This is a genomic window from Streptomyces herbicida (genome assembly GCF_032656585.1).
In the GTDB taxonomy this organism is placed as follows: Bacteria; Actinomycetota; Actinomycetes; order Streptomycetales; family Streptomycetaceae; genus Streptomyces; species Streptomyces herbicida.
This window is the reverse complement of record NZ_JAUYWJ010000016.1, coordinates 24066-47847: the sequence shown is the minus strand read 5'-3', so window position 1 is coordinate 47847 and position 23782 is coordinate 24066. Positions and strand designations below refer to the sequence as shown.

At 69.3% G+C, this 23782-nt stretch carries 24 protein-coding genes; 11 read left to right on the top strand and 13 right to left on the bottom strand.

Going from position 1 to position 23782, the window contains the following annotated elements; all coding sequences use genetic code 11:
- Positions 1-148 precede the first annotated feature (148 nt).
- Positions 149-1159, bottom strand: a complete 1011-nt coding sequence (locus Q8A52_RS30725; RefSeq protein ID WP_316757333.1) for an aldose epimerase family protein — start codon at positions 1157-1159, stop codon at positions 149-151.
- Between the two features lie 10 nt (positions 1160-1169).
- Positions 1170-2063 (bottom strand): SGNH/GDSL hydrolase family protein, encoded by an 894-nt coding sequence (locus tag Q8A52_RS30720; protein ID WP_316757331.1) that lies wholly within the window; start codon positions 2061-2063, stop codon positions 1170-1172.
- Positions 2064-2318: 255 nt separating this feature from the next.
- On the opposite strand from Q8A52_RS30720, the gene Q8A52_RS30715 reads away from it, so the two are divergent.
- Positions 2319-2813 carry a DUF3145 domain-containing protein gene (locus Q8A52_RS30715; protein WP_263208345.1) on the top strand — a complete coding sequence of 165 codons (495 nt, stop codon included), beginning with the start codon at positions 2319-2321 and terminating at the stop codon, positions 2811-2813.
- A 66-nt stretch (positions 2814-2879) separates the two neighbouring features.
- Here the strand turns inward: Q8A52_RS30715 and fabF are convergent, their stop codons facing one another.
- The 5 genes from fabF to fasR all read right to left on the bottom strand — a co-directional run bounded on the left by fabF (position 2880) and on the right by fasR (position 7865).
- Positions 2880-4142, bottom strand: coding sequence for a beta-ketoacyl-ACP synthase II (gene fabF / locus Q8A52_RS30710; RefSeq protein WP_316757328.1), 1263 nt, complete (start codon positions 4140-4142; stop codon positions 2880-2882).
- Between the two features lie 107 nt (positions 4143-4249).
- The gene (locus Q8A52_RS30705) at positions 4250-4498 is read right to left on the bottom strand and encodes an acyl carrier protein (RefSeq protein ID WP_015660680.1); all 249 of its coding nucleotides are present in this window, start codon (positions 4496-4498) and stop codon (positions 4250-4252) included.
- Positions 4499-4603: 105 nt separating this feature from the next.
- Positions 4604-5635 (bottom strand): ketoacyl-ACP synthase III, encoded by a 1032-nt coding sequence (locus Q8A52_RS30700; RefSeq protein WP_316757314.1) that lies wholly within the window; start codon positions 5633-5635, stop codon positions 4604-4606.
- A 23-nt stretch (positions 5636-5658) separates the two neighbouring features.
- Complete coding sequence (locus tag Q8A52_RS30695; protein ID WP_316757312.1) at positions 5659-6570, bottom strand: ACP S-malonyltransferase; 912 nt, start codon at positions 6568-6570, stop codon at positions 5659-5661.
- 89 nt (positions 6571-6659) lie between these two features.
- Positions 6660-7865, bottom strand: coding sequence for a fatty acid biosynthesis transcriptional regulator FasR (gene fasR, locus Q8A52_RS30690; protein ID WP_316757310.1), 1206 nt, complete (start codon positions 7863-7865; stop codon positions 6660-6662).
- A gap of 72 nt (positions 7866-7937) precedes the next feature.
- Here fasR and Q8A52_RS30685 point away from each other — a divergent pair, with 72 nt between their 5' ends.
- Complete coding sequence (locus tag Q8A52_RS30685; RefSeq protein ID WP_316757676.1) at positions 7938-8597, top strand: pirin family protein; 660 nt, start codon at positions 7938-7940, stop codon at positions 8595-8597.
- Between the two features lies 1 nt (position 8598).
- Here Q8A52_RS30685 and Q8A52_RS30680 read toward each other — a convergent pair whose 3' ends face one another.
- Complete coding sequence (locus Q8A52_RS30680) at positions 8599-9420, bottom strand: serine hydrolase domain-containing protein (RefSeq protein WP_316757308.1); 822 nt, start codon at positions 9418-9420, stop codon at positions 8599-8601.
- A gap of 108 nt (positions 9421-9528) precedes the next feature.
- On the opposite strand from Q8A52_RS30680, the gene Q8A52_RS30675 reads away from it, so the two are divergent.
- The gene (locus Q8A52_RS30675; protein ID WP_316757306.1) at positions 9529-9993 is read left to right on the top strand and encodes a MerR family transcriptional regulator; all 465 of its coding nucleotides are present in this window, start codon (positions 9529-9531) and stop codon (positions 9991-9993) included.
- Here the strand turns inward: Q8A52_RS30675 and Q8A52_RS30670 are convergent.
- The 3 genes from Q8A52_RS30670 to Q8A52_RS30660 all read right to left on the bottom strand — a co-directional run bounded on the left by Q8A52_RS30670 (position 9990) and on the right by Q8A52_RS30660 (position 12834).
- Positions 9990-10841 carry a DUF4429 domain-containing protein gene (locus Q8A52_RS30670; RefSeq protein ID WP_316757304.1) on the bottom strand — a complete coding sequence of 284 codons (852 nt, stop codon included), beginning with the start codon at positions 10839-10841 and terminating at the stop codon, positions 9990-9992. The genes Q8A52_RS30675 and Q8A52_RS30670 overlap by 4 nt on opposite strands.
- Before the next feature lie 66 nt (positions 10842-10907).
- Positions 10908-12125: an alpha/beta hydrolase gene (locus tag Q8A52_RS30665; RefSeq protein WP_316757302.1), complete on the bottom strand. Its 1218-nt coding sequence runs from the start codon at positions 12123-12125 to the stop codon at positions 10908-10910.
- Positions 12126-12207: 82 nt separating this feature from the next.
- On the bottom strand, positions 12208-12834 hold the full coding sequence (locus tag Q8A52_RS30660) for a TetR family transcriptional regulator (protein ID WP_316757300.1): 627 nt from the start codon (positions 12832-12834) through the stop codon (positions 12208-12210).
- A 66-nt stretch (positions 12835-12900) separates the two neighbouring features.
- On the opposite strand from Q8A52_RS30660, the gene Q8A52_RS30655 reads away from it, so the two are divergent.
- Together Q8A52_RS30655 and Q8A52_RS30650 are read left to right on the top strand one after the other, a co-directional pair.
- Complete coding sequence (locus Q8A52_RS30655) at positions 12901-14556, top strand: MFS transporter (RefSeq protein WP_316757298.1); 1656 nt, start codon at positions 12901-12903, stop codon at positions 14554-14556.
- 209 nt (positions 14557-14765) lie between these two features.
- Entirely contained in the window at positions 14766-15047 is a 282-nt protein-coding gene (locus Q8A52_RS30650; protein WP_316757296.1) for a small hydrophobic protein, read from the top strand.
- Positions 15048-15107: 60 nt separating this feature from the next.
- Here the strand turns inward: Q8A52_RS30650 and Q8A52_RS30645 are convergent, their stop codons facing one another.
- Both Q8A52_RS30645 and aceE read right to left on the bottom strand, forming a co-directional pair.
- A complete protein-coding gene (locus Q8A52_RS30645) occupies positions 15108-15860 on the bottom strand; it encodes a potassium channel family protein (protein WP_316757294.1) in 753 nt (250 codons plus the stop codon).
- A 78-nt stretch (positions 15861-15938) separates the two neighbouring features.
- Entirely contained in the window at positions 15939-18686 is a 2748-nt protein-coding gene (gene aceE, locus Q8A52_RS30640) for a pyruvate dehydrogenase (acetyl-transferring), homodimeric type (protein ID WP_316757293.1), read from the bottom strand.
- A gap of 484 nt (positions 18687-19170) precedes the next feature.
- On the opposite strand from aceE, the gene Q8A52_RS30635 reads away from it, so the two are divergent.
- From Q8A52_RS30635 to Q8A52_RS30610, 6 genes are all read left to right on the top strand, one after another.
- Positions 19171-19608 carry a DUF3052 domain-containing protein gene (locus tag Q8A52_RS30635; RefSeq protein ID WP_263208317.1) on the top strand — a complete coding sequence of 146 codons (438 nt, stop codon included), beginning with the start codon at positions 19171-19173 and terminating at the stop codon, positions 19606-19608.
- Positions 19609-19752: 144 nt separating this feature from the next.
- Positions 19753-20211: a peroxiredoxin gene (locus tag Q8A52_RS30630; protein ID WP_316757288.1), complete on the top strand. Its 459-nt coding sequence runs from the start codon at positions 19753-19755 to the stop codon at positions 20209-20211.
- A 115-nt stretch (positions 20212-20326) separates the two neighbouring features.
- A complete protein-coding gene (locus Q8A52_RS30625) occupies positions 20327-20902 on the top strand; it encodes a TerD family protein (protein ID WP_316757286.1) in 576 nt (191 codons plus the stop codon).
- Positions 20903-20996: 94 nt separating this feature from the next.
- Complete coding sequence (locus Q8A52_RS30620; protein ID WP_316757284.1) at positions 20997-21572, top strand: TerD family protein; 576 nt, start codon at positions 20997-20999, stop codon at positions 21570-21572.
- Between the two features lie 161 nt (positions 21573-21733).
- The gene (locus Q8A52_RS30615; protein WP_316757283.1) at positions 21734-22879 is read left to right on the top strand and encodes a DUF475 domain-containing protein; all 1146 of its coding nucleotides are present in this window, start codon (positions 21734-21736) and stop codon (positions 22877-22879) included.
- Between the two features lie 168 nt (positions 22880-23047).
- Positions 23048-23782 carry a TerD family protein gene (locus tag Q8A52_RS30610; protein WP_316757281.1) on the top strand — a complete coding sequence of 245 codons (735 nt, stop codon included), beginning with the start codon at positions 23048-23050 and terminating at the stop codon, positions 23780-23782.

Here is a 23782-nt window from a genome sequence, read left to right as displayed (position 1 = left end):
CCATGAGCAGCCCCGGTCCGGGACCTGACCCCTGGGCCGGGGCTCGTGCCCAGATGTATCCAGGTCAGCAGCAGCCGGGGCCGTACGGCGGTCAGCAGCCGTACCCGCTGCACCGCCGGACAGGCCCTGGGCGCGGTCCGGCCCTGCCCTACTCGCGGACGCCGAAGCCGTACACCGTCTCCGACCGGTACACCACGCCCGGCCGCAGCTGGGCGCTGGGGAAACCCGGGCGGTTGGGGGAGTCCGGGAAGTGCTGGGTCTCCAGGGCGATGCCGGCGCCCGGCTCGAACGGGTCGCTCAGATGGTCCGCCGTGTAGACCTGGATGCCGGGCTCGGTGGTCGCGATCGTCAGCAGCCGCCCCGACGTCGGGTCGTGCAGCTCGGCGACCTCCGCGGGCGCCTCGGTCACCCCCTTGTCGAACACGAAGTTGTGGTCGTAGCCGGAGCCGACCTTGCGTGCTGTGCGGAAGTCGAAGCGGGAGCCGGTCACGCCCCGCAGCTCGCCGGTCGGGATCAGCCCCGCGTCGACCGGGGTGAACCGGGAGGCGGCGATCCGGAGTTCATGGCCGCCCGCGTTGCCCGAGCCGGCCAGGTTGAAGTAGCTGTGGCTGGTCAGGTTCACCACGGTCGGCTCGTCCGTCACCGCCTCGTAGGAGATCCGCAGCGCGCCGGACTCGTCGAGGGCGTAGGTCGCCGAGACCTCCAGCCGGCCCGGGAAGCCCTCCTCGCCGTGCGGGCTGACCCGGGTGAGCCGCACGCCGTGTTCGACCGGCTCCGCGGTCCAGACGCGCTTGTCGAAGCCGTGGTCGCCGCCGTGCAGGCAGTGGGGTCCGTCGTTCGGCTCAAGCGCGTACGTCAGACCGTCGAGCGGGAAGCGGGCGTTCCCGATCCGGTTCGCGTACCGCCCGATCAGCGCGCCGAAGTACGGCTCGGGATGCGCCAGATAGTCGTCGAGGCCGGCGAACCCCAGCACGACGTTCGCCGTCCGTCCTCCCCCACTCTCGGCTTCGCTCGAGCGGGGGGTCCCCCATCGGTCCGGGACCTCGATGGACTGCACGATCCCGCCGTACGTCAGGACCCGCACCCGCACCTCGGCGCGCTCCAGCGTCCAGCGGTGCACCGAGGTTCCGTCCGAAAGTGTGCCGAAAAGTTCGCTCATGTCGGAAACCCTAGGTCACCGGCTCGGCCGCGGTGACGGTGCGGTACGCGATGGCCGCGAGCCGCGCCTGACCGTCCGTGCTCGGGTGGAACCAGTCCCAGTGGCTCAGCTGGTCGGTGCCGAACTCGTAGTCGAATACGGCGCCCCCGTCGAAGCGGCACCGGCGGTCCTTGGCACAGACCTCCTTCAGCACCTTGTTGTAGGCCTCCACCCGCTGCTGCACCTTGTCCCTGCGCAGGGTCGCCGCCGCGGCCAGGTCGTCCGCGTCGCTCAGCATCGACGGGCAGATGCCGAGCTTCCACACCTGCTTGCCCAGCGGGTTCGTACGGCCCTGCGACCACAGCCGCTTCAGGTTCGGCACGCTCGCCACATACACCTGCGTCTTCGGCAGGGACTCGCGCAGCGTGCTCAACGCCTCCTCGAACTGGTCGCGGAAGTCGTCCACCGGGGTCATCGCCGAGGCCCTGGCCCGGCAGGCGTCGTTCGCCCCCGCCATCACGGTCACCAATTGCGGCCTACGGGCGACCGCGTGAGCCATCTGGTCCGGCAGGTCGGCCATCCGGGCCCCGGTCACCGCGTAGTTCCAGCTGTTCTCGGCCGCCTTCTCGCGCCCCAGCAGCCGCACCGCCAGACTGTCGACCTGGGTGCTGGTGCCGGTCGCCCAGGACACCTCGGGGCAGTCGGACAGCACCGCGCACGCGTCGAAGCCACGGGTGATGGAGTCGCCGACGGCGGCGATCGAGGACGGGCTGCGGTTCCACACCGGGGCCGCCCGGGTGGCCCGTGCCTTCGTGACGTCCGGCGCGGGGGAGTTGTCACCCACCGTGTCGCAGCCGGCGGTGCCGAGGCCCGCCGCCAGCAGGACGGCGAGGACGGCCCGTGAACGCCGGCGTCGGTTTCGCATGCCCTGGTCCATCCCCTTGTCGTGCCGTCATGGTCCCCAACCCATAACAACGCGCGAGGGTTCCCGACGGGCGGCATGCAACGGCTCACACTCCTACAAGCGTCCCCCTGGGTGAATGGCGGGGTTTCCTGGCACCGGGACCGACGGTACGTCACACTCCTTGCGCCGACGCACGGTAGCCTCGCCATCAACGCGGCCGTCGCGCCACTGGCGCCGGCCAGTCCGCAAGATGTCCCGCTCTGCCCGGAGGTTCCGGTGACGACACGTGGAGTTCTGTACGTGCACTCCGCTCCGCGCGCGCTGTGCCCGCACGTCGAATGGGCCGTCGCCGGGGTGCTGGGCACCCGGGTCAACCTCGACTGGATCCGGCAGCCCGCGGCACCCGGCACCTGGCGTTCGGAGTTCTCCTGGCAGGGCGAGGCCGGCACGGCCTCCAAGCTGGCCTCCGCGCTGCGCGGCTGGCACCTCCTGCGGTTCGAGGTCACCGCGGAGCCCTGCCCGACCGCCGAGGGCGAGCGCTACAGCTGCACCCCCGAGCTCGGCATCTTCCATGCCGTCACCGGCATCCACGGCGACATCCTCATCCCCGAGGACCGGCTCCGCGCGGCGCTGACCCGGTCCCAGCGCGGCGAGACGGACCTGGAGGCGGAGATCGCCAAGCTCCTGGGCAAGCCGTGGGACGACGAACTGGAGCCGTTCCGGTACGCGGGCGAGGGAGCCCCGGTGCGCTGGCTGCACCAGGTGGTCTAGGAATCCGCACACGAGGAAGGGCCCCCACCGCCCGGTGGGGGCCCTTCGCTTGCGTACCGGCGTTTCTCAGATCGTCCGGAACGCCAGCACCACGTTGTGCCCGCCGAAGCCGAACGAGTCGTTCAGCGCGGCGATACGGCCCTCGGGCAGCTGACGCGCCTCACCGCGGACCACGTCCGCGTTGACCTCGGCGTCGAGGTCGTCGACGTTGATGGTCGGCGGGGCGAGGCGGTTGGTCAGGGCGAGGATCGACGCCACGGTCTCGATGCCGCCGGCGCCGCCGAGCAGGTGGCCGGTCATCGACTTGGTCGCGGAGATCGCCATGTGGTCGACGTCGTCGCCGAACACCTTGCGCAGGGCCTTGATCTCGGCGACGTCACCCTGCGGGGTCGAGGTGGCGTGCGCGTTCACATGCACGATCTCGGTCGGCTTGAGGTCGGTGTTGTCGAGCAGGTTCTGCAGCGCGTGCGCGATGCCGTTGCCGGACGGCTCGGGCTGCGTGATGTGGTGACCGTCGGACGAGATGCCCTGGCCGACGGCCTCGACGTAGATCCGGGCACCGCGGGCCTTCGCGTGCTCCTCGGACTCCAGGACGATCACGCCGGCGCCCTCGCCCATCACGAAGCCGTCGCGGCCCGAGTCGTAGGGACGGGAGGCGCCCTCGGGGTCGTCGTTGTTCTTGGACATCGCCATCATGTTGCCGAAAGCGACGATCGGCAGCGGGTGGATGGCCGCCTCGGTACCACCCGCGACGACGACGTCGGCGCGGCCGGTGCGGATCATCTCGATCGCGTAGCCGATGGCCTCGGCGCCGGAGGCGCAGGCCGAGACGGGGGTGTGCACACCGGCACGGGCACCCAGCTCGATACCGACGTTGGCCGCCGGGGAGTTGGGCATCAGCATCGGCACGGTGTGCGGGGAGACACGGCGAACGCCCTTGTCCTTCAGGACGTCGTACTGGTCGAGGAGGGTCGTCACACCGCCGATGCCGGAGGCGATGACCGCACCCAGCCGGTCGGGGTTCACGGACGCGTCCTCGCCGGCCTTGGCGGTGAAACCTGCGTCCTTCCAGGCCTCCTGAGCGGCGATCAGCGCGAACTGCGCGGAGCGGTCCAGCTTGCGGGCCTGCGGGCGGGGCAGGATCTCGCCCGGTTCGACGGCGATCTGCGCGGCGATTCGGACCGGCAGCTCAGCCGCCCACTCCTGCTCCAGGAGGCTGACGCCGGACTTGCCGGCGACCAGGGCCTCCCAGAACGAAGCTGCGTCGCCACCCAGCGGTGTGGTTGCGCCGATACCGGTGACGACCACGGTGCGATTGGTCGGGCTCACGGGAATTCTTTCTCCAACGGATACGGGAGGACTACCCCCGCGTCAGCGGGGACTACGGCGCCACCGCCGGGTGGCGGGGCCTTGCAGCCTCAGGCTCGAGCGGTGACTCAGGCCTGGTGCTTGAGGATGTAGTCGGTGGCGTCACCGACGGTCTTCAGGTTCTTGACGTCCTCGTCCGGGATCTTGACGTCGAAGCGCTCTTCGGCGGCGACGACGACCTCGACCATGGACAGCGAGTCGACGTCCAGGTCGTCGGTGAAGGACTTGTCCAGCTGGACGTCCTCAACCGGGATGCCGGCGATCTCGTTCACGATGTCGGCGAGACCGGCGACGATCTCTTCCTGAGTGGCGGCCATGTCAGGCGCTCCTTCTTAGATATCCAGACGGTGTGTGGCGCCCGCCGCGTGAGCGGCAGGTGTTTGCGGTTCCCGTGCCGGATCGCAGGATCCGGCACTGAGTGCCTAGGGGAGGGTAACGACCGTGGCGGCGTAGACGAGACCCGCCCCGAATCCAATGACGAGCGCGGTGTCGCCGCTCTTCGCCTCGCCGGTCGCCAGAAGCCGCTCCATGGCGAGCGGAATCGAGGCGGCCGAGGTGTTGCCGGTGGTGCGGATGTCACGGGCGACCGTGACGTGTTCCGGCAGCTTGAGGGTCTTCACCATCGAGTCGATGATCCGCACATTGGCCTGGTGCGGGATGAAGACGTCCAGGTCGTCCGCGCTGATCCCGGCCGCGTCCAGCGCCTGCTGGGCGACCTTCGCCATCTCGAACACGGCCCAGCGGAAGACCGCCTGGCCCTCCTGGGTGATCGCGGGGAACTTGACGTTGCCCTCGCTGTCCAGGGGCAGTTCGGCGAGGTCGCCGACCCGGAAGCGGTCCCAGGGGACCGTCTGCTTGATGGTCTCGGACTTGTCGCCCTCGGAGCCCCAGACGGTCGGGCCGATGGCCGGCTCCTGCGCGGGGCCGACCACGACCGCGCCCGCGCCGTCGCCGAACAGGAAGGCCGTCGCGCGGTCCTCCAGGTCGGTCAGGTCGGACAGCCGCTCGACGCCGATGACGAGCACGTACTCCGCCGAGCCCTCGACGACCATGCCCTTGGCCAGTGTCAGGCCGTAGCCGAAGCCCGCACAGCCTGCCGAGATGTCGAACGCGGCGGCCTTGGCCGTGCCCAGCTTGTCGGCGATCTCGGTCGCGACGGCCGGGGTCTGGCTGAAGTGCGAGACGGTCGAGACGACCACGGCGCCGATCTGCTCGGCGGAGATGCCCGCGTCGGCGATCGCCTTGCCGGAGGCCTCGATCGCCATCGCGGCGACGGTCTCCTCCGGGCCCGCCCAGTGCCGGGTCTCGATGCCGGAGCGCGAACGGATCCACTCGTCGGACGAGTCGATCTTCTCGAGGATCACCTCGTTGGGCACCACACGGGTGGGACGGTAGCCACCGACACCGAGGATGCGCGCGTACGGGGCGCCCTTGCTGGGCTTGATCTTCGACATGATTCGGTACGGCTCCTTAGGCGTCAGGCGTGCTCGGCGATGAGCTCGCGGGCCGCGTCGAGGTCGTCGGGGGTCTTCAGGGCCAGCGTCTTGACGCCCGGAAGGGCGCGCTTGGCCAGGCCGGTCAGCGTGCCACCGGGGCACACCTCGACGAGCGCGGTGACGCCGAGCCGCTGGAACGTCTCCATGCACAGGTCCCAGCGAACCGGGTTGGCGACCTGGCCGACCAGGCGCTCGAGCACCTCGGCACCGTCGGCGACCGCCTTGCCGTCCTTGTTGGAGACGTACGTGACCTTCGGGTCCGCGGGCGCGAGATCCGCGGCGGCCTTGGCCAGCGTCTCGACCGCGGGGGCCATGTGATGAGTGTGGAAGGCGCCTGCGACCTTCAGCGGGACGACCTTGCGGACGCCCTCGGGCTTGTCCTCGTTCAGCGCGGCGAGCTGCTCCAGCGTGCCCGCGGCGACGATCTGGCCCGCCCCGTTGATGTTCGCCGGCGTCAGCCCCAGCTTCTCCAGATGCGCGACCGACACCTCGGGGTCGCCGCCCAGCAGAGCCGACATCCCGGTCTCGGTGATCGCCGCGGCATCGGCCATGGCCAGCCCGCGCCTGCGTACGAGACCCAGCGCGGCGGCCTCGTCCAGAACGCCCGCGAAGGCGGCGGCGGTGATCTCGCCGACGCTGTGGCCCGCGACCGCGCCCGGGGAGATGTCACCCAGTGCCGTGGCGGACAGGATCCCGGCGGCGACCAGCAGCGGCTGGGCCACCGCGGTGTCACGGATGGCGTCCGCGTCGGCCTGGGTTCCGTAGTGGACGAGGTCCAGTCCGATGGCGTCCGACCATGCGGCGACGCGGTCGGCGGCACCGGGGAGGTCGAGCCAGGGAGTCAGGAAGCCGGGCGTCTGGGCGCCCTGGCCGGGAGCGACGAGTACGAGCACTCTCACACTCTCTCTTGGGGACGGCCAAGGCCGCCCGTGGGGACAGGGACGAAGAACAGGAAGGGGTTTTGTGGGCCCCCGACAAAAACCTAGGGTTGAGGATCTCCATCTGTCAGACGCCCCAGGATCAGCGCGATCCGCAGCGTGAACGCGGATCGTACATCGGATGGCGACCAGCCGGTGACGTCAGTCACACGTCGGAGCCGGTAGCGCACGGTGTTCGGGTGAACGAAGAGCATCCTCGCCGCACCCTCCAGGCTGCTCGCCTGCTCCAGATAAACGCTCAAGGTTTCCAGGAGCGCAGATCCGGCCTCTTCCAGTGGTCTGTAGATCTCCTCCACCAACTGCTCACGGGCGCTCGGATCGCCCGCGATGGCCCGCTCCGGAAGGAGATCGTCCGCCAGGACCGGCCGGGGCGCGTCCTGCCAGGCGGAACACGCTTTCAGCCCGGCGGCCGCGGCCTGCGCGGACCGCGTCGCGGCCAGCAGATCGGGTACGACGGGCCCCGCGACCACCGGTCCCGCGGCATACGGCCCGATCAGCGACTTGGCGACGGCGAGCGGATTGTCGCTGCCGCCCGCGACGACCACGAGCCGGTCCCCGAGCACTCCGGTGAGCACTTGGAGCTTGGCGTGCCGGGCGGCCCGCCGGATGGCCTCCACCGTGAGTTCGGAGTCACCGTCCGGCGCGGTCCCCAACACCACGCACACGTGCTCGGGCGAATTCCAGCCGAGGGCGGCGGCCCGGCTGACGGCGCCCTCGTCGGCCTCCCCGCTGAGCACCGCGTTCACGACCAGCGACTCCAGTCGCGCGTCCCAGGCACCGCGTGCCTCGGCGGCCTGCGCGTACACCTGGGCGGTCGCGAAGGCGATCTCCCGCGCGTACACCAGCAGTGCCTCGCGCAGTACGCCCTCGTCCCCGGGAGCGGCGACCTCGTCGATCGCGCTCTCCATGACCTCGATGGTGGTGCGCACCATCTCGACGGTCTGCCGCAGGGTGATGGCCCGGGTCAGCTCGCGCGGTGCGGTGCCGAAGACGTCCGTCGAGATGGCCTGCGGGGCGTCCGGGTGCCGGAACCACTCGGTGAAGGCGGCGATGCCCGCCTGGGCCACGAGCCCGATCCAGGAACGGTTCTCCGGTGGCATGGCCCGGTACCACGGCAGGGTCTCGTCCATGCGAGCGATGGCCTGGGCGGCGAGGCTGCCGGACGACTTCTCCAGCCGCTTCAGGGTCGCTGAGTGTGTATGGACGTCGTGCGTTGCGTGTTCGGGCTTGCGGGTTTCGGGTTCGGGCACGGGACAAGACTGCCTTATCCGGACGGGAGCGTGCGTCGCCGGGTCGGGACTGCGGACTACGGTGGTGCCGTGATGGACGTACGGCGCGCCACGGAGCGCTATCGAGGGGGAGACCCCGGCACCGGGATCGACTCCCGCCATGCCTTCTCCTTCGGCCCGCACTACGACCCCGGAAACCTGCGCTTCGGCGCGGTCATCGCCTGCAACGAGGAGCGGCTCGCCCCCGGCGCCGGGTTCGACGAGCACCCGCACAGCCACACCGAGATCGTCACATGGGTGGTCGAGGGTGAGCTGACGCACCGCGACTCCCAGGGCCACCGGACGCTGGTCCGGCCCGGAGACGTGCAGCGCCTGAGCTCGGCGGGCGGCGTCCGCCATGTCGAGCGCAACGACGGGGACGTCCCGCTCACCTTCGTGCAGATGTGGCTGGCGCCTCTGGACCCCGGCGGCGACCCGGCCTACGAGATCGTCCGCGGCATCGCCGACTCCACCCCGTACGCCGTCCCCGAGTCGGGCGCGATGCTCCACGTACGCCGCCTGGCACCGGGCGAACGGACGGCGGTACCGGACGCGGCGTACGTGTACGTCCACGTGGTGCGGGGCGAGATCCGTCTGGACGGCGAGGAACTGGGCCGGGGCGACTCGGCACGGATCACGGACTCGAAGGACCTGGAGGCAGAGGGGGCAACGGCAGCGGAGCTGCTCCTCTGGGAGATGGCCCCTCAGCCCTGACTCAGCCCCGCAACTCCGCCAGCACCGCGTCGGTGAACACCGGCCACACCTCGACCGCCCAGGGCCCGAACGCCCGGTCCGTCAGGGCAACCCCCGCCGCCCCCGTATCCGGATCGATCCAAAGAAACGTACCGGATTGCCCGAAATGCCCGAACGTCCGCGGCGAGGACGAACCCCCGGTCCAGTGCGGCGACTTGGAGTCCCGGATCTCGAAACCGAGCCCCCAGTCGTTCGGATTCTGATGCCCGTACCCCGGCAGCACGCCCTTCGTCCCAGGAAACTGCACGGTCATCGCCTCGGCGACGGTACGCGGATCCAGCAGCCGAGGCGCCTGCACCTCGGCCCCGAACCGCAGCAGATCCTCGACCGTCGAGACTCCGTCCTTGGCCGGCGACCCCTCCAGCGAGGTCGAGGTCATACCCAGCGGCTCCAGCACCGCCTGCCGCAGATACTCCGCGAACGGAATGTCCGTCGCCTTGGCGATGTGGTCCCCGAGCTGCTCGAACCCGGCGTTGGAGTACAGCCGCCGCTCCCCGGGCGGGGCGGTCACCCGGTGCTCGTCGAAGGCCAGCCCGGAGGTGTGGGCGAGCAGATGACGGACGGTGGACCCGGGCGGCCCGGCCGGTTCGTCGAGCTCGATCGCCCCCTCCTCGTACGCGACGAGCGCCGCGTACGCCGCGAGCGGCTTGGTGACCGAGGCCAGCGGGAAGCGCTGCCCGGCCGGACCATGGGCCCCCAGGACCGTGCCGTCGGCCCGTACGACACCCGCCGCGGCGGTGGCAACGGGCCAGTTCTCGATCAGCGTGAGGCTCTGCAACGACATGCCGTCGAGCCTAAGCCGCCACCGGCACCGCTCGCATCGAGGGGTGGAACGACTTCTTACCGGGTTCCGCTTGCTTGGAGCGCACTCGAAGGCCATAGCGTGGGGACCATGACGGTGATGCAGACCTCGCCCGTGGCCACCGAGCAAGCTTCGACCCCTGTGGACCTCTGCTCCGCGCCGCCCCGGCGGCATCCGCGGCCCGACGGTCAGGACACCTACACGATCAGCGAGGTCGTCGCCTTCACCGGACTGACCGCCCACACCCTGCGCTGGTACGAGCGGATCGGGCTGATGTCCCACATCGACCGCTCGCACACCGGCCAGCGCCGCTACAGCAACCGCGATCTGGACTGGCTGGACTTCGTGAGCAAGCTGCGGCTGACCGGGATGCCGGTCGCGGACATGGTCCGGTACGCGGAGCTGGTGCGCGAGGGCGAGAGCACCTACGCCGAGCGGCACGAGCTGCTCGAGTCGACCCGCAGGGACGTGCTGGCCCGTATCGCCGAACTCCGGGACACGCTCGCCGTACTCGACCGGAAGATCAGCTTCTACGCGGGCGGAAGCACCCCCTAGAGCTCCGCCAGCAGCTCGGCCTTCTTCGTCGAGAACTCCTCGTCCGTCACCAGCCCGGCCCGGTGCAGCTCCCCGAGATGACGGATCCGCTCGGCGATGTTCGCGGGGTCGCGCCGGGCCGCCGTGGCCGGAACCGCCGCCGCCGGTCCCCGCGCCCGCACCGCGGCCAGGACGGCCGCGGCGAAGGGCAGCGACTCGTGCACGGGGCCGTAACCGAGGCCGAAGACGACCGTCGCCGGATCCTGGTCGGGCTGGGCGGGCTGCTCGACGGCGGAGTCGCGGTGCAGGAGCCGCAGATGACCTTCGAAGACCTCGGGCGAGCGCCACTCGACCCCGCTCAGCTCGGCGACGGGGAAGCTCTGGTCGCCGGCCTTCCACTTCGCCGAGGAGGCGCCCGTCCAGGACCACCGGAACTGCACGGAGGTTCCGTCGAAGGACGCCTTGCCGTCGTACGCCTTGAAGTGCCGGGGCGCCTCGGGCGGGGCGACCAGATGGCGTTCCGCGGGCCCGGACTCGGTGAGCTGCGCCCGCAGTTCGTCGGCGTAGTACTCGGCGAGGGTCTCGCGTTCGGCGGGCAGGACCAGCCGATAGGGGTCGGAGCCCTCCTTCAACTGCCCGGCCGCCGCCTCCATCAGCGGATCCGCGCCGGGGCGGGGCTCGGCGCGTAGCACGACGTTGCCGCGTTTGCCGACGCCGAGCGTGACACCCGAGAGCGCGGTGAGCGGGATGCGCCGTTCCCCAAGGGCCTGGAACAGTTTCGGTGTTCGAATCCCTCGTTCGTAGCGGATGAGCACAGAGTCGGACTCGAACTCCCAGGCGGCATGAAATCCGGCCAGTACATCACCCATGCGGCTCATCGTATGCGGCACGCGCTTTTTCGTCCCCTCTCCGCGCAGACCGCAGTTCCTGCGCCTCTACGCGCGTCCTGCCGTCGCGGTGCCGGACAAACCCTCCCGGCACACCTCGACATCGCGCGCACATGTCACCGCGCGGTACGCGCCAACACCGATGTCGGCGAAGTTCCGCAGGCTGTCCGTGCCCGGCTCGAAATAGCCGCTGTGTCCCTGTGCGTCCCGTGCGGACAGCACCCGCGCACCGAACGCCGAGGACACCGGATCGGCGCCGTGCCCGAGGCCGCCGACCTCCATGTAAGGCACGTCCTGGACCCAGTCGGTGGCGTCCCGCATCGCCCACACGCGCGCCGACGTGTCCAGGTGGGCGGCATTGGAGACCCGCATACCGGGGCTCGCGGCCACGGCTATGTCGGCCACCCGGTCCGGCATCGCGTGCGCGGCGACCCCGCAGACCACGGAGCCGTAGCTGTGGCAGAACGTCGACACGGGCGCGATGCCGGGCAGCGCGCGCAGCAGGGCGTTGAGACGTACGGCGCCGTCCTCGGCGCGCATCGCGGTGGCCGCGTCCACGCCGAGCCCGTTGGGCGCGGTGTAGTCGGCCCAGGCGATCACGGCCGTACGGGTCGTGGGGCTCGCCGTGCGCTCGGCCGAGTAGAGGGCCTCGGCCATGCCGGCCGTCGCCGAGTACTTGCGGTTGGTCTTCTGGAAGGTGAGCAGGTCGGTGTCGACGCCGGGGACGACGACCGAGATGCGCTCGGCCGTGTCCAGGTTCCCGAACACCTCCGCGATCCGGCCCGTGCCCTCGGGGTCGAAGGCGAGGATCTGGCGGCCCTCGGTCATCAGCGACTCGTAGCGGTGCATACGACGGCCCGCCTGCTGCTGCCCCGCCGGGCTGAGCCGGCTGTCGTGCATGCGTTTCTTCTCGACCTTCCGCGCCTGCTTCATGGCGATGCGGTTGGCGTGGTAGCGCAGCTCGACGGGGGCGCCGTTCATATTGCCGACCGCGAGCGGGTAGCGGTGCGCGAGGCGGTCGCGCTCCTGCTCGGTGAGCGAGGCGAAGAAACGGGCGAGCCGGGCGGGGGACGCGTCCGGGTCCGGCAGGTGGTGGCCGTGGATGCGGCCGTGCTCCCACTTCGTGACCGAGGCCTGGAGGGCGGTCGTCCCCCGGTGGGTGCGCAGGGCGGTCCAGCCGGTGGTCGCGAGCATCACGAACACGACGCCCAGCGCGAGCAGCGCGCGCCAGACGTTGAGTTGCGGGGAGGTTTCGAAGGAAGTCACTGGGAGGACACACTAGGAGAACGGGAGGGTCTCGCGGTAACTGAGTGACAGGGATCACGTTTCAGTGAACGTGACGATGGCCTCAGTCCTCCCGCCAGTTCCCGCCGAGCGCGGGTCCCACCTGATCGAGGTAGGCGGCGGTGAGTTCGCGGATCGCCCCCACGCTCACATCGTCCCCCACGGACCAGGCGCGTTCGGTGACCCGGATCACCGCGCCGAAGACGGCCACCACGAGCCGCGGCCGCGGGTCCGTATCCACGTCCAGGCCCTCGCGTTCGGCGATGATCCGCGCGATCTGCTCCTCCAGTTCCGCCGAGCGCCGCAGATGGGCGGCGAGCAGGGCGGGCGTCGCCTCGATCATCCGGTAGGCACGCATGTGGAGTTCGACCGGGACGACCTGCTCGACGGCCTCCTCGATGGTGTCCCAGCTCTCCAGCACGGCCCGGCGCAGAGCCTCCAGCGGGACCTCGTGCGACGGGCGTTCGCGCACGGCCTCGACGTAGTGCGACTCGGCGAGCCGTGGCACGAAGAAGGCCACGTCCTCCTTGCTGGCGAAGTAACGGAAGAACGTGCGCTGCGACACATCGACGGCCTCGGCGATCTCGTCGACGGTCGTCTCCTCGTAGCCCCGGGTGGTGAACAGTTCGAGCGCGGACCGCAGCAGCGCGTCCCGGGTGCGCTGTTTCTTGCGTTCGCGCAGTGTTTCCATATGTGTCAGTTACCGACTTGTGATTTGGTTTGTCAAATGTCAGTGGCTGTCACTAGCCTCGAAGGCATGACTAGTCAGACCACCATCGACACGACGGGGTCGGGGGACAGGGCGGACCAGGTTCCGTCGGCCCCGTCGGACCCGGTCCCGGCCGCGGGCCTGCGCGGCCACCCCTGGCTCACCCTCATAACCGTCGCCGTAGGGGTCATGATGGTGGCCCTCGACGGCACCATCGTGGCCATCGCCAACCCGGCGATCCAGAAGGACCTCGGCGCCACGTTCGCGCAGGTCCAGTGGATCACCAACGGCTACTTCCTGGCCCTCGCGGTCTGCCTGATCACCGCGGGCAAGCTCGGTGACCGCTTCGGCCACCGGCAGACCTTCCTGATCGGTGTGACCGGCTTCGCCACCGCGTCGGGCGCCATCGGCCTGTCGCACAGCATCGCCGCGGTCGTCACCTTGCGCGTCTGCCAGGGCCTGTTCGGCGCGCTGCTGATGCCGGCCGCCCTCGGCCTGCTGCGGGCCACCTTCCCGGCCGAGAAGCTCAACATGGCGATCGGCATCTGGGGCATGGTCATCGGCGCCTCCACCGCGGGCGGTCCGATCCTCGGCGGTGTCCTGGTCGAGCACGTCAACTGGCAGTCGGTGTTCTTCATCAACGTGCCGGTCGGCCTGATCGCCCTGGTCCTGGGCGTGCTGATCCTCCGCGACCACCGCGCCGCGCGCGGGCGCAGCCCGCTGGAAGAGCACAGCGCCCCGCGCTCCTTCGACCTCTTCGGCATCGCACTGCTCTCCGGTGCGATGTTCTGCCTGGTCTGGGCGCTCATCAAGGCGCCGGCCTGGGGCTGGGGCGACGGCATGACGTGGGCGTTCATCGCCGCGTCGGTTCTGCTCTTCGGCGTCTTCGCCTTCTGGGAGACGAAGGTCGAGGAACCCCTCATCCCGCTGGGCCTGTTCCGCTCGGTCCCGCTGTCCGCGGGCGTGGTCCTGATGGTGCTGATGGCGATCGCCTTCATGGGCGGTCTGTTCTTCGTGACGTTCTACCTCCAGAACGTCCACGGCATGAGCCCGATCGACGCCGGACTCCACCTGCTGCCCCTCACCGGCATGATGATCGTCGGTTCGCCGCTCGCCGGCGCGATGATCACCAAGCTGGGCCCGCGCATCCCGCTGGCCGGCGGCATGGTGGCCACCGCGGTCGCCATGTACGGCATGTCCACGCTGGAGACGGACACCGGCAGCGGTGTGATGTCGCTCTGGTTCGCCCTGCTGGGCCTCGGCCTCGCGCCCGTCATGGTCGGCGCGACGGAGGTCATCGTCGGCAACGCCCCGATGGAGCTCTCCGGTGTGGCCGGCGGTCTCCAGCAGGCGGCGATGCAGATCGGCGGCAGCCTCGGTACGGCGGTGCTGGGCGCCGTGATGGCCTCCAAGGTCGACAGCGACCTGCCGGGCAACTGGGCCGACGCGGGGCTCCCGAAGCTCACGCCGACCCAGCTCGACCAGGCCTCGGAGGCGGTCCAGGTCGGTGTCGCGCCGGTGGCCAAGGGCACGCCGGACGTGATCGTCGCGAAGATCACTTCGGTCGCGCACGACACCTTCATCTCCGGGATGAGCCTGGCGTCGCTGGTCGCGGCGGGCGTGGCGGCCGTGGCCGTGCTGGTGGCGCTGCTCACCAAGCGTGGCGAGAACGCCGATGCGGGTGCGGGCGTGGGCCACATCTGAGTTCGCCTATCAGGGTGACTCCGCTAAAGATCCCTCGCCTCCGGTACGCGCCGCAGTTCACAGTGGGTCAAGTCCTCCGCAGGGCATGGGGGACCACCGGGCTGCGGCGCGCTGCCGGAGGGGGGCAGCGCGCGGCAGGTCTGCGGTCGCGGAACCGGGGTACCCGCTTCATCACACCCGAAATGTCCCCTAGGACCAGGGAGTTGATGATGGCGTATTCCCGTTCCCGCGGCCGCACACGGCATCGGACCGGCCCGGATCAGGCGACGCTCGGCATCGTCGGAACCATCTGCGCGGTGGCCGGCTTCTTCACACTGGGCATCGTCCTCGGCCCGGTCGCACTGGCCTGCGGCTGGCTGGCGATGGGCCGAACATGGTCCCCCTCCCGCCCGATCCCGGCCCTGGTGGCAGTGGTCCTGGGCGCAATAGACACCGTCCTGGCCATCATCTGGCTGGCAGGCACCTCCACCCCGGGCAACGGCATGTTCTGACGCCGTCCCCGACTGCGGGCAGCGCGACCCACCCCCCACAGGACAGCCCCGCGAACCTCTCTACCCCTGCCGCTCGTCCACCGGTTCCCGTGCAGCGGCCAGCGCGGCCACCTCCGCCCGAAGGGCCCGTACCTCCTCGGCCAAGGACTCGATCGCCTCGGTCTGCCGCCGCTCCTCCACATCGTCCTTCTCGAACCGCGCAATGAACCACGCGGCGATGTTCGCGGTCACCACACCCAACAGCGCGATCCCGGACAGCATCAGCCCGACCGCGATCATCCGCCCCAGCCCGGTGGTGGGCGCATGATCCCCGTACCCGACGGTCGTCATCGTCGTGAACGACCACCACACCGCGTCACCCAGCGTCCGGATGTTCCCGTTCGGCGACTCCCGCTCCACCGACAGCACGGCCAGCGACCCGAACATCAGCAACCCGACGACCGCCCCCGCGACATACGTCGTCAGCCGGATCTGCGAAGCCATCCGTGCCCGCCGCCCCACCAGCAGCAGTGTCGAGACGAGCCGCAGCAGCCGCAGCGGCTGGAGGATCGGCAGCACCACCGCGCACAGGTCCAGCCAGTGCGTCCGTACGAACTCCTTGCGCCGGCGCGCGATCGCCAGCCGTACCAGGTAGTCCGTGGCGAAGGACCCCCACACCACCCACTCCACCACCGTGCACGCGGCCGTCAGGAAGTGCCCCGCCGAACTGTCCACGATCGGCACGGCATAGGCGACGGCGAAGGCCACCGCGAGCGCCAGCAGGGGCCGTTGGGTGTGCCGCTCCCAACGCGCCTGCGCCGATTGTTCCTCCATGCCCGCATCGTAAGGAAAACACAGGGGCGGTGGAGCATCGAGCCCCACCGCCCCTCAGCAGCTCAAGAGCCGCTCGAGCTACGCGTCGCCGCCGGCCGCTCCCGGATCCGCCGCCGACACGTCCAGCAGCTGGTACCGGTCGATGGCCTGCTTCAGCACCGAACGGTCGACCTTGCCCTCCCGGGCCAGCTCGGTCAGCACCGCCACCACGATCGACTGCGCGTCGATGTGGAAGAAGCGGCGGGCCGCGCCCCGCGTGTCCGCGAAGCCGAAGCCGTCCGCACCGAGGGACTGATACGTCCCCGGCACCCAGCGGGCGATCTGGTCCGGGACCGACCGCATCCAGTCGGACACGGCCACGAACGGCCCCTCGGCGCCGCTGAGCTTGCGCGTGACGTACGGCGTCCGCTGCTCCTCCTCCGGGTGCAGCAGGTTGTGCTCCTCGCACGCCACGGCCTCGCGCCGCAGCTCGTTCCAGGAGGTCGCCGACCAGACGTCGGCCCGTACGTCCCACTCCGCCGCGAGGATCCGCTGTGCCTCGACCGCCCACGGCACCGCGACACCGGACGCCATGATCTGCGCCGGGATGGAGCCCGCCGTGCCCGCGCCGATCCGGTGGATGCCCTTGAGGATGCCCTCGACGTCCACATCGGCCGGCTCGGCCGGGTGCTGGATGGGCTCGTTGTAGACGGTGAGGTAGTAGAAGACGTCCTCGCCGTGCGGGTGCTGCGCGTCGCCGCCGTACATACGGCGCAGGCCGTCCTGCACGATGTGTGCGATCTCGTACGAGTACGCAGGGTCGTAGGCGACACAGCCGGGGTTCGTCGAGGCGAGCAGCTGCGAGTGGCCGTCCGCGTGCTGCAGACCCTCACCGGTCAGCGTCGTACGGCCGGCGGTCGCGCCGAGAACGAAGCCGCGCGACAGCTGGTCGGCCATCTGCCAGAACTGGTCACCCGTGCGCTGGAAACCGAACATCGAGTAGAAGACGTACACCGGGATCAGCGGCTCGCCGTGCGTCGCGTAGGCCGAGCCGGCCGCGATCAGGGAGGCCGTGCAGCCCGCCTCGGAGATGCCGTCGTGCAGCATCTGACCCGTCGGCGACTCCTTGTACGCGAGCAGCAGGTCGCGGTCCACCGCCTCGTACTGCTGGCCCAGCGGGTTGTAGATCTTCGCGCTCGGGAAGAAGGAGTCCATGCCGAACGTGCGGTACTCGTCCGGTGCGATCAGCACGAACCGCCTGCCCAGCTCCTTGTCCCGCATGAGGTCCTTGAGGAGCCGGACAAAGGCCATGGTCGTCGCGATCGACTGCTGACCCGAGCCCTTCTTCACACCCGCGTACGTCTTGTCGTCGGGCAGCGCGAGCGGCTTGGAGCGCACGACGCGCGTCGGGACGTACCCGCCGAGCCCCTTGCGCCGGTCGTGCATGTACTGGATCTCCTCCGAGTTCCGGCCCGGGTGGTAGTACGGCGGCAGGCCGGACTCCAGCTCCTTGTCGGAGATCGGCAGGTGCAGCCGGTCGCGGAAGCCCTTGAGGTCGGCGACCGTCAGCTTCTTCATCTGGTGCGTGGCGTTGCGGCCCTCGAAGTTCGGGCCGAGCGTCCAGCCCTTGATCGTCTTGGCCAGGATCACCGTCGGCTGGCCCTTGTGCGCCTTGGCCGCCGAGAACGCCGCGAAGATCTTCCGGTGGTCGTGACCGCCACGGCCCAGGTGCAGGATCTGGTCGTCGGTCATGTGCTCGACCATCGCGCGCAGCCGGTGGTCGCCGCCGAAGAAGTGGTCGCGGATGTACGCGCCGGACTCGGTCGCATACGTCTGGAACTGGCCGTCCGGCGTGGTGTTCATCTTGTTGACCAGCACGCCGTCGCGGTCCTGGGCGAGCAGCGGGTCCCAGGTGCGGTCCCAGACCAGCTTGATCACGTTCCAGCCGGCGCCCCGGAAGACCGACTCCAGCTCCTGGATGATCTTGCCGTTGCCGCGCACCGGGCCGTCGAGCCGCTGCAGGTTGCAGTTGACCACGAAGGTCAGGTTGTCCAGCCCCTCGCGCGCGGCGATGGACAGCTGGCCGAGCGACTCCGGCTCGTCCATCTCGCCGTCGCCGAGGAACGCCCACACATGCGACTTGGAGGTGTCCGCGATGCCACGCGCCTCCATGTAGCGGTTCATCCGCGCCTGGTAGATCGCGCCCAGCGGGCCGAGGCCCATGGAGACCGTCGGGAACTCCCAGAAGTCCGGCATGGAGCGCGGGTGCGGATAGCTGGAGAGCCCGTTCGGGTACTTCGACTTCTCCTGGCGGAAGCCGTCCAGCTGCAGTTCGGTGAGCCGGTCGAGCAGGAAGGCGCGAGCGTAGATGCCGGGAGAGGCGTGACCCTGGAAGAAGACCTGGTCGCCGCCGTCGCCCTCGTCCTTGCCGCGGAAGAAGTGGTTGAAGCCCACGTCGTAGAGCGAGGCGGAGGAGGCGAAGGTGGCGATGTGGCCGCCGACGCCGATGCCGGGGCGCTGCGCGCGGGACACCATCACAGCGGCGTTCCAGCGGGTCGCGTTCAGGATCTTGCGCTCGATCTCCTCGTTGCCGGGGAAGAACGGCTCGTCCTTGGTCGCGATCGTGTTGACGTAGTCCGTGCTGCGCATCTCGGGCACGGCCACGCGCTTCTCGCGGGCGCGCTCGATCAGGCGGAGCATCAGATAACGGGCCCGCTCCCGGCCGCGCTCGTCCACGGCGGCGTCGAGGGAGTCGAGCCACTCCTGGGTCTCTTCGGGATCGAAGTCAGGAACCTGACTCGGAAGGCCGCCAATGATGATCGGGTTGCGATCGGATCCGGAAGCCACGCTGTTCCTTACCTGTCAGAGGGCCGCTTCTGCTTGGGCTTTTCTGCTCGGGCGTATTCCTTGTGCCAGCACCGTCCCCCATCGTGTACCTCGGGGAGGCCTACGTCATCTCTACTGGGGGGTAACCGAGACGTCCGTACGGTCTCCCTCAAGCCGTACTCGGGCGGCTCGGGCCAAAACGCAACGATACGTCCAGCGTAGGACGTGATTGGCAAAGGTGTTCGAGAGCCGCACTCCCGGGTGATCCCGATAGGGTTCCCAAGCGCGCAAAGCGGGCACAAGGGTGCAGAAGAATGTGGTGTAGGTCACTCTGGGTTTGGAAGGGGTGCCAGGAGTTGCGACGACACGGCCGGGATCGTCACCGTTTCGGCGGTCTGAACGGCCGGGTACTTGCGCGATCCGTCCCGCCCGTGTGGACTACGGCCAATGCTTCGCGCACGCGCGTGGCTGAGATACTTACCAAGACATGATCAGGAGGCAACCCGTGAGCGCGACCGCGGACCACGCGGAGGAGCGGACGAGCCCTGCCGTCAGGCTGGGGTTCCAGCCCGAGCAGGTGGTCCAGGAGATCGGCTACGACGACGACGTCGACCAGGAGCTCCGCGAGTCCATCGAGGAAGTCATCGGCAGCGAACTCGTGGACGAGGAGTACGACGACGTCGCGGACGCCGTGGTGCTGTGGTTCCGCGACGAGGACGGCGACCTGACGGATGTGCTGGTGGACGCCACCACGTACATCGAGGAGGGCGGCGCGATCCTGCTCCTCACGCCGAAGACCGGCCGTGACGGGTACGTGGAGCCGAGCGACATCTCGGAGGCCGCCGTGACGGCGGGGTTGTCGGCCTCGAAGAGCGTCAGTGTGGGCAAGGACTGGAGCGGCTCGCGGCTGGTGACGCCGAAGGCCGCGAAGTCCAAGCGCTGATCGAAGAAGTGACTGTCGTCCGTCGCCGGACGAGCTGATTTCCGCCGGGCTGGGCCGAAGGCCCAGCCCGGCCGTCGCTGTGCCCCGATGGCGGCTGCGTAGGGTGGTGCCACCCGAACAGCCCCTCCGAAGGGATGCAGGACCATGGCGATCCAGGTCGGCGACAAGGCGCCCGACTTCGAGCTCAAGGACAACCACGGCCGCACCGTGAAGCTCTCCGACTTCCGGGGCGAGAAGAACGTGGTGCTGCTCTTCTACCCGTTCGCCTTCACCGGCGTGTGCACCGGGGAGCTGTGCGAGCTGCGGGACAACCTGCCCAAGTTCGAGGACCGCGGCACCCAGTTGCTCGCCGTCTCCAACGACTCCATCCACACCCTGCGCGTCTTCGCCGAGCAGGAGGGCCTGGAGTACCCCCTGCTGAGCGATTTCTGGCCGCACGGCAACATTTCGCGCGCCTACGGCGTCTTCGCCGAGGACAAGGGTTGCGCCGTCCGCGGGACCTTCATCATCGACAGGGAAGGCGTCGTGCGGTGGACCGTGATCAACGGCCTGCCGGACGCGCGGGACCTGAACGAGTACGTGAAGGCGCTCGACACCCTGTGATTCTTCGGGGCCAGGGCCTGCGGGGGGCGGGAACCCGTCACTAGGATCGAATCGTTGATCCGGTATCCGAAGCACCACGGGGCTCCCCGCCCCTGGACACGACATGGAGGGACTCGTGGGAGTCAGCCTCAGCAAGGGCGGCAACGTATCCCTGACCAAGGAGGCCCCGGGTCTGACCGCGGTCCTCATCGGTCTTGGCTGGGACGTCCGCACCACGACCGGCACCGACTTCGACCTCGACGCCAGCGCCCTGCTGCTGGACTCGTCGGGCAAGGTCGGCAGTGACCAGAACTTCGTCTTCTTCAACAACCTGAAGAGCCCGGACGGCTCGGTGGAGCACACCGGCGACAACCTCACCGGTGAGGGCGAGGGCGACGACGAGGTGATCAAGGTCAACCTGGCGACGGTCCCGGCCGACGTGGACAAGATCGTCTTCCCGGTGTCGATCTACGACGCCGAGAACCGCCAGCAGTCCTTCGGCCAGGTCCGCAACGCCTTCATCCGTGTCGTCAACCAGGCCGGCGGCGCCGAGATCGCCCGCTACGACCTGAGCGAGGACGCGTCCACCGAGACGGCCATGGTCTTCGGCGAGCTCTACCGGCACGGCGCGGAGTGGAAGTTCCGTGCCATCGGCCAGGGCTACGCCTCGGGCCTGCGCGGCATCGCGCAGGACTTCGGCGTCAACGTCTGAGATCTGACCGCCTCGTCCGGCGCCGCACCGTTTACGGTCGGCGCCGGACGTGCAGGACAACCGAAGAAGCACCACCTAGGGGAGGACCAGCATCATGGGCGTCACGCTCGCCAAGGGGGGCAACGTCTCCCTGTCCAAAGCCGCACCCAATCTCACGAATGTGCTGATCGGGCTCGGCTGGGACGCACGCTCCACCACCGGAGCCCCCTTCGACCTGGACGCCAGCGCGCTGCTGTGCCAGGGCCAGCGGGTGCTCGGCGACGAGTGGTTCGTCTTCTACAACCAGCTCAAGAGCCCGGACGGCTCGGTGGAGCACACCGGCGACAACCTCACCGGTGAGGGCGAGGGCGATGACGAATCGATTCTGGTCGACCTGCTGAAGGTCCCGGCCGTCTGCGACAAGATCATCTTTCCGGTCTCGATCCATATGGCGGACGAGCGCGGCCAGACCTTCGGCCAGGTCTCCAACGCCTTCATCCGGGTCGTCAACCAGGCCGACGGCCAGGAGCTCGCGCGCTACGACCTCAGCGAGGACGCGTCCACCGAGACGGCCATGATCTTCGGCGAGCTCTACCGCTACGGCGGGGAATGGAAGTTCCGGGCCGTCGGACAGGGGTACGCGTCGGGGCTGCGGGGCATCGCCCTCGACTTCGGGGTCAACGTCTCGTAGACGGCCCCGACGGGTGGCCGCACCATCTCGGACCTGTGTGTTCCGGGGCCGGGCGCCCCTCCTGGCCCGGCTTGAGGGACAGGCCCTACACTTCGGGGTCAACAATGAGTAAAGCCGAGTACGGCGCGGGGGAGACCCGTACACACACGATTGGGTAGCCAGTGCTTCTGAAAACCTTCGGCTGGTCGTTCGCGATTACCGCGCTCGGTCTGGTCGCGGCGGTCTTCTACGGGGGGTGGGAGGCCTTCGGCATCGTGGCGATCCTCTCCGTCCTCGAGATTTCCCTGTCGTTCGACAACGCGGTGGTCAACGCCGGAATCCTGAAGAAGATGAATGCCTTCTGGCAGAAGATCTTCCTCACGGTCGGTGTGCTCATCGCGGTCTTCGGCATGCGGCTGGTCTTCCCGGTCGTGATCGTCGCCGTCACCGCCAAGATGGGCCCCATCGAGGCCGTCGACCTCGCTCTCAACAACAAGGACCGCTACCAGGAACTGGTGACCGACGCCCACCCGGCGATCGCCGCCTTCGGTGGCATGTTCCTGCTGATGATCTTCCTCGACTTCATCTTCGAGGACCGGGACATCCAGTGGCTGCGCTGGATCGAGCGGCCGCTGGCCAAGCTCGGCAAGGTCGACATGCTGTCGGTCTGCATCTCCCTGATCGTCCTGCTGATCACCTCCTTCACCTTCGCCACCCACGCCCACCAGCACGGCGGCGCGCACGTCGACAAGGCGCAGACGGTGCTGATCGCCGGTATCGCCGGTCTGATCACGTACATGATCGTCGGCGGTCTCTCCGGCTACTTCGAGGACAGGCTGGAGGAAGCGGAGGAGCGGGAGCACGAGGAGGAGGAAGAGGCCGCCCGCGCCGGCAAGAAGCGCTCGCCGGTGGTACTGGCGGGGCAGGCCGCGTTCTTCATGTTCCTCTATCTGGAGGTCCTGGACGCGTCCTTCTCCTTCGACGGCGTGATCGGCGCGTTCGCCATCACCAACGACATCGTCCTGATGGCGCTGGGCCTGGGCATCGGCGCGATGTACGTCCGGTCGCTCACGGTCTACCTGGTCCGCCAGGGCACCCTCGACGACTACGTCTACCTGGAGCACGGCGCCCACTACGCGATCGGCGCGCTGGCCGTGATCCTCATGGTCACCATCCAGTACGAGATCAACGAGGTCATCACCGGCCTCGTCGGCGTCGTCCTGATCGCCTGGTCCTTCTGGTCCTCCGTCCGCCGCAACCGCGCTCTGGCGGAGGCCGAGGGAAACGCGGGCTCGGACGAGAAGGCCGAGGTCTCGTCGGGGGTCTAGGCCCCCTTTATTCGGCTCGGTTCGCCTCCGGCGCGCCCCTTCGGCTCACTCGCCGGGGTCTCGTTCTCGGCGGTGTGAACCGGGCTCCGGTGAGGAACGCTCACTGCGGGCGGCTGTCGACGGCGGCCGCCCGCAGTGTTGTGACACGCATGTACGTGGGGGGCGGGAATGGGTTTCTTCGACGGGCTGCTGGCCGGCCGGGCTGCCGAGTTCGACTCGGGCAGCGCCGCCACCAACTCGATCAAGCTCACCAAACGGCATCAGCAGGTGTCCCTGACCAAGCAGGACGCGGCCACCGGGCACCTGCGCGTCAACCTGACCTGGCGCATGCGGACGTCCGACATCGGCGGCGACCAGCGCACCAGTCTGTTCCGGCACCCCTTCAAGGCGCTCAGGCCGGCGGAGGTGCTGGGCCACGGGCAGAGCATGGTCAACGTCGACCTCGACCTGGGCTGCCTGTACGAGCTCATGGACGGCACCAAGGGCGTCGTCCAGCCGCTCGGCAACTACCTCGGGGACGTCAACTCGCCGCCGTACGTCAAACTCAGCGGCGACGACCGGTTCGGGTCGGCGTCCGGCGAGACGATCTACGTCAACCTGGACCACCGCGAGGAGATCAAGAGGCTGCTGGTCTTCGTCTACATCTACGACCAGACCCCGGCCTTCGACCGCACCCACGCCATCGTCACGCTCTACCCCAGCAACGGCCCGCGCATCGAGATCGGCCTCGACGAGCGGCATCCCCAGGCCCGCTCGTGTGCCGTCGTGATGATCGAGAACGTCAAGGGGGAACTGCTCGTCCGCCGCGAGGTCAAGTTCGTCTACGGCTTCCAGGGCGAGCTGGACCGGCTCTACGGGTGGGGACTGCAGTGGGGCCGGGGCTACAAGACCAAGGTGGAGTAG